The sequence below is a fragment of the Pseudemcibacter sp. genome, assembly GCF_965661635.1.
In the GTDB taxonomy this organism is placed as follows: domain Bacteria; phylum Pseudomonadota; class Alphaproteobacteria; order Sphingomonadales; family Emcibacteraceae; genus Pseudemcibacter.
On record NZ_CBFIEP010000036.1, the window covers coordinates 1 to 4,791 of the forward strand.

At 38.7% G+C, this 4,791-nt stretch carries 5 protein-coding genes; all 5 read right to left on the reverse strand.

The features are described from left to right. On the reverse strand, positions 1-1,138 hold a 1,138-nt coding region (locus tag ACTF6W_RS02625), incomplete at its 3' end, for an RNA polymerase sigma factor (protein ID WP_438992982.1). A gap of 68 nt (positions 1,139-1,206) precedes the next feature. Next, a complete protein-coding gene (locus ACTF6W_RS02630; RefSeq protein ID WP_438992983.1) occupies positions 1,207-1,500 on the reverse strand; it encodes a YciI family protein in 294 nt (97 codons plus the stop codon). Between the two features lie 99 nt (positions 1,501-1,599). Then, positions 1,600-2,268, reverse strand: a complete 669-nt coding sequence (locus tag ACTF6W_RS02635) for a cupin domain-containing protein (protein ID WP_438992986.1) — start codon at positions 2,266-2,268, stop codon at positions 1,600-1,602. A 370-nt stretch (positions 2,269-2,638) separates the two neighbouring features. Beyond that, positions 2,639-3,682 carry a peptidyl-alpha-hydroxyglycine alpha-amidating lyase family protein gene (locus ACTF6W_RS02640; protein WP_438992984.1) on the reverse strand — a complete coding sequence of 348 codons (1,044 nt, stop codon included), beginning with the start codon at positions 3,680-3,682 and terminating at the stop codon, positions 2,639-2,641. Between the two features lie 88 nt (positions 3,683-3,770). After that, positions 3,771-4,791 (reverse strand): ATP-binding protein (locus tag ACTF6W_RS02645; RefSeq protein WP_438992985.1); only part of this gene is annotated, 1,021 nt, incomplete at its 5' end.

A 4,791-nucleotide genomic window follows, 5' to 3' on the forward strand; every position in this document is an offset into this window, starting at 1 on the left:
AATAGAATTCTGCCTTAGCAGCATAAAATGGTTGATATGATTTAAATTCACTCTCTAACTGATCAATCGCATTAATAGTTTCATCAATAGTAAGTAAATTTGAAGCCGCAACAACTCTGTTTAGCTTAACGACAGATGTAGGCATCAATTTTAAAAGTTCATCATATAAAAGAACAATTTGCTGCCAATCCGTACTAGCATAACTTTTTGATTGGGAATGTACTGCACTTATTGCTGCTTGAATTTGATAAGGTCCCGTTTTTTCGGTTTTTAATGCTCTTTCAATGAGTGAACAACCTTCTTTGATTTTTGGTTGATCCCAAAGTGTTCTATTTTGATCTTCTAATGAAACAAAAGCCCCGTCTGAAGTAAATCGTGATTTTCTTCTAGTATCGTGCAGTAAAGTCAAAGCTAGTAACGCCATTATTTCCGGCTCATATGGGCATAATTCGTTTAAGATTCTCGCTAACCTTATGGCTTCATTACTAAGATCTGCTCTTATGTGATCCTTGCCACTAGATGCGGAATAGCCTTCATTAAAAATTAAATATATGACACTTAGCACAGCGCTTAATCTTTCATGAAAAACGTCTTTTTCAGGAATGATATAGGGGATGGCTGTTTGTTTGATTTTTCTTTTTCCTCTAACAAGCCTTTGAGCCATTGTTTCTTTTTTGACCAAAAAAGCACGGGCGATTTCATCTGTTGATAATCCACCAAGAAGTTGCAACGTTAAAGCAACAGAAATTTTGTGATCCAATGCCGGATGACAACAGGTGAAAATTAATCGTAATCGTTCATCTGGAATAGCATATTCGTATTCTTTTGTGTCTTCTTCAGTTTCAATTTCTATGATTAAGTCTTTGTGTTTAGATTTAAAATTTTGATCGCGACGAAGACGATCTATCGCTTTTCTTTTAGCAACTGTAAAAATCCAACCTGTCGTCGATTTTGGAAGACCATCTTTACGCCATTTAATAAGTGCCATTTCAACGGCATCTTGAAGTACATCTTCGACCAGATTAATATCATTATAAATCACTAGTAAACTGGATAAAAGGTATCCCCAGTCTTCTCGCATAATTTTCTGAATTGCGATTTCAAAATTAATTGCTGATGTAGAGGTTGAGGATACCATTTATAATTATTACTCAACGATGGTCATAATCGGTCTGACTTCAATAGACCCATGTTTCACAGATGGGATCATGGCAGCATATTTATGGCATCATCAAGATTATCACATTCAAAAATATAATAGCCCCCAAGCTGTTCCTTTGTTTCTGCAAAAGGGCCATCTGTTGTTTCTAGGTTTCCACCACGCACTCTTAATGTTGTTGAGGTATTAACCGATTCAAGCGGATCGCCCGCCACCAAAACACCATCTTCAATAAATTTATCTGTCGCAGAACGGTATTCCCCAATCATTTTGATAAATTCATCGGAACCAGGCTTAGGATCAGTTTTTTCATTAGAGTAAATTAAAGCAATATATTTCATGATTATCTCCATTATTATGTTTTGATGTAACCTTATCATTTAAGATTACATATATAAAACGAATGGGATTTATAAAAATCGACAATCTTTTTGAAAAAATTACTCTTTTATAGGTAAATGTCCGGTTTTCACGTAAATAAGGGCACCATCTTCTTTGGTATAAGGATGATGCCTGCTTAAATGAGGGCTTCTGATCCAAGTTCCTTTTGGATATTCTCCATGCTCATCATAAAAAGTGCCTTCAAGAACAAAAATTTCTTCCCCGCCCCAATGTTGATGGGGTTTAAAGATCGTATTCGGAGCCCATTTAACTAGCGCCGCATGCTCCGTACCATATTCATGAAGCGGCATTACCGATAAACCAGGAACCAATCCCGGATACCATTCTGCTTCGTTCGTATTGATTGAAAATTGCTTTTGATCTTCTTCTTCAAACTGATAAAGTTTAACAAAGATCGTTGCTCCTTCTTCACCAATTTTTGGGGTGTGAAATGTACCAATTGGGTTTCGAACATAACTACCCGCTGGATAATCCGCATGCTCATCAGAGAAAACCCCTTCAAGCACTAAAAATTCCTCACCACCGCAATGGTCGTGCGGTGAAAATTCACTGTTTGGGGCAAATTTTACAATCGTAGTCGCGCGCGCCACTTCGTCACCAATTCGGTCCAACATCATACGTTCAACACCCTTCATCGGCGACGGCACCCACTTATAATCCTCTGGTCTAACCACTGCAATTTTCTCGAAATTTGCGTTCAATTCCATTTGAATACTGCCTTCTTTTTCAATAACTAAGATACGCGCCTCACCAATTGGATGTGCCACATGTTCCGTCCCAACTGATGCATAAAATATGTCTCCTGCGTTTAATATAACGCTGTCTTCTTTTCCATTTTCACGATATTTCATTTCTACGCGACCATCCATTACGGCAAATATTTCTTCACCATCATTGATATGCCAAATATATGGTTCATCCGTCCAATGAAGTCGGGACGTCACACCGTTCATAGTGGCGATGTCTTTCGCGCCCCATGCTTTTTCTGATTTAAAATTTTTACTTCTAATAATTTCCATATTACACCATAAAAAAAGCCCCCATAACATATGAGGGCTTTTAATAAAAATTCAACGATTATCTTCTTCTAGGCTCACCACGATAAGTTTTAGGAATATATTTACGAGCTTTGCGCTGACGCACTTCTGCACTGTAAATATTACCATCTTCGTCTGCTGTTACACCTTCAGCTACGCTAGTACCTGGCATATAGCCTTGGTTCGGATCAGGAATAAAAGCACTGACCCAGCCTGTGCGACTATCACCGATACGAATACCGCGTTCCCAACCCGGATTACGTTGATATCCAGTATTAGATTCACTATCAGCCACATACATCATGTCATTTTTATCGATATAAACGCCGCTTGGTCGACCGAACTGTGTCCACTGATCAATATGGTTTCCTTCAAGGTCAAAAATCTGAATACGTGAATTATGACGATCGCCTACGAAAAGTTTACCTTCGGAATTAATCGCAAGAGCATGTGGTTCATTAAATTGCCCACGTTCAGCACCCGCGGATCCGAATTCCATAATATATTCGCCTTTGCTATTATATTTAACGATACGGTTATTCGAACCGGGACGGTGACCGTCCGCAACAAAGATATCTCCATTTGGTGCAACCGCAACATCATTAGGGTTGGTGAAAACATATTTATCTTGGCCAGCTACACCAGCCGTACCAATTGACATTAATAGCTCACCGTCTGGGCTAAATTTATGAACTTGATGACCTTTTTTACGTTCTTCATCGCCACGTGCATCCGCAATCCACAGATTGCCATCCGGGTCAACATGAAGTCCATGTGGCCAAACAATCATATTTTTACCGAATTGTTTTAAGATTTTACCATCTTGATCCACTAACATAATGGGATCAATATCTGGCGTGTCCAAACAGTTGGTATTACCGCCGCAACGCTCAGCGACCCAAATTTTATTGTCACCCGCATAATAAATAGTGCTGGTTGCGCCCCATTGACGGCCATTTGGTAATTCAAACCATGCATCGCCGACGGGTTCATATGGATTATCTTGCGCAATTGTTGTTGTCGTCATCGCAGCCGCTATTGCAGTTGCAGCAAGCAATGTTTTCCCAAGAGTTTTAATAGTCATGAGTTCTCCTCCGTCATTTTGAATATTATTATTGTGAATCCCACTCTTATGGGCAGCATTGGACAATGATTCGCACAATTTGTAAAGATTAACTTGCGCCAATCCTTATGGAAACTTTCAATCCCCCCAATTTCTCTGACCTTCCATATGTTATTTGAGCATTATTTAAATCAATAATTTCTCTGACTATAGAAAGCCCTAAACCGTGACCTTCACCCGCTTCATCTAGGCGGTGACCTCGTGTTTCAATTTCTCTGATTTTTTCCTTTGATATGCCGGGGCCGTCATCTTCTATGAAAAATTCAAGTTTCTCAGCTTTGCGAATAGAAATTTCAATTTTGCTATCGGCCCATTTGCAAGCATTATCAAGTAAATTACCAAATAGTTCCATCATGTCATGGCGATCACCAACATAAATAGATTTCTCATCAACTGATATTGTAAAATTGATATTTTTCTCTTGATAGATCTTTTTCAATGTTTCAATAAGCGGGTCAATTAAGTTCTTTAAATCAATCTTATGACCATGTGCCGTTGATCCAATGATACGCGCTCTTTTAAGTTCACTATCCAATTGACGTTTAATTTGGTTGGTCGCCCCTTTTATTTCTTTTGCTGATTTCTCTTCTATATTGCCCGATGCACTTTGTTCAATAAGGGCTAATGGTGTTTTTAATGCGTGTGCCAAATTACCAAGTGCCGTTGTTGATCGCTTAATTCTGTTATCAACCATTATCATTAACTGATTAATCTCTTTTACGAGCGGCAGAACTTCTTCAGGGACTTTTTCGTTAAGGAAATCTTTTTCTCCTGCGCCAATCGCCGATAATTCCTCTGTGGTTTTTTGCAGCGGACCCATCCCTCTTGTTACAATTAACCGTTGAATAAACATAAGTAATAATACAATGCCGCCATTTAAAATGACCAATGCAATGGTCAATGTTTTAAGACTGTCGGTTATTGGTGAAAAATCCTCCGCAACAACTATACGGACCAATTGTCCTTCTTTCTCATATGCCCCTTCAAGCACCAATAATTTTTCTTCTATTGGACCTTCAATTTCATTAATCCTATTTTCACCTAAATTAAGAGACGTGCCCGCCATCGTC